We start from the raw sequence: 830 nt of genomic DNA on the forward strand, positions 1-830 counted from the left end.
GCCGGCGACGTCGCCGGCCGACGTGTACGCGCTGCTGATCGGTATGGCGGGCGAACTGTCGACGCATCTGCGCACCGACACGCGCAGGCCGCTCGACACGCACCCGCCGTATCAGCATGCGGCGCCGCACCTGTGCCTGAAGCCGGTCGTCGACGACACGCACCGGCTGCTCAATGCCGTGCTGGTCCGTAGCGCGCAGAGCATCACGCTCGAGGATCGAGGTCACGGCATGCGCAACGCGGTGGTCGATCCGGTCGACATGCAGGGCTTCACGGCGCTCGTGCTGGCCGTGCATGCGGCGATGCCGCCCGATGTGCTGAAGCAGCAGTTTCTTGCGCAGGCGAAGGCCGGGCCTTCGGACAAGCTGCCGGGCCTCGTTCGCAGTCATTTGCCGGGCATCGGCTTGCAGGCGCTGCCGGTGCCGCCCCGGCAGATCCCGTTCAATGCTGGCTACATCTATTACGAGCTGACCCAGGGCGGGCCGCTTTGGGAGGAGGTCGCGCGCCACGGTGGTATTGCGCTGCACGTCGCGGGGGATTTTCCGTCGCTCAAGCTCGAATTGTGGGGCGTACGCGCATAAGCGCGACTTAAGTGAGGATATATGTTCAAGAAGGTTGCGGTAACGATCACCTATTTGATCTTCCTGGCGATATTGTCGGGTTGTTTTCGCGTAAATGGTTGGAAGTAAGGTAGGACATCCGTCACATCTCGAATACATGACAGATGATCAATGATCCGATCGATTCAACGGAGATCCCGGAATGGCTTTGCTTGATGTACCACGGACGTTGTCGGTTTCCGGCGCTGCGCTGCCGATGTACGGCGACCGC

The 830-nt window shown here is 62.2% G+C and carries 1 protein-coding gene; it reads left to right on the forward strand.

The features are described from left to right. Window positions 1–580: type VI secretion system baseplate subunit TssK (gene tssK, locus LIG30_RS02315; protein WP_038709333.1), on the forward strand; the 580-nt coding region annotated here is incomplete at its 5' end. Window positions 581–830 lie beyond the last annotated feature (250 nt).

Origin of the sequence: Burkholderia sp. lig30 (assembly GCF_000687455.2) — a bacterium.
GTDB lineage: Bacteria > Pseudomonadota > Gammaproteobacteria > Burkholderiales > Burkholderiaceae > Burkholderia.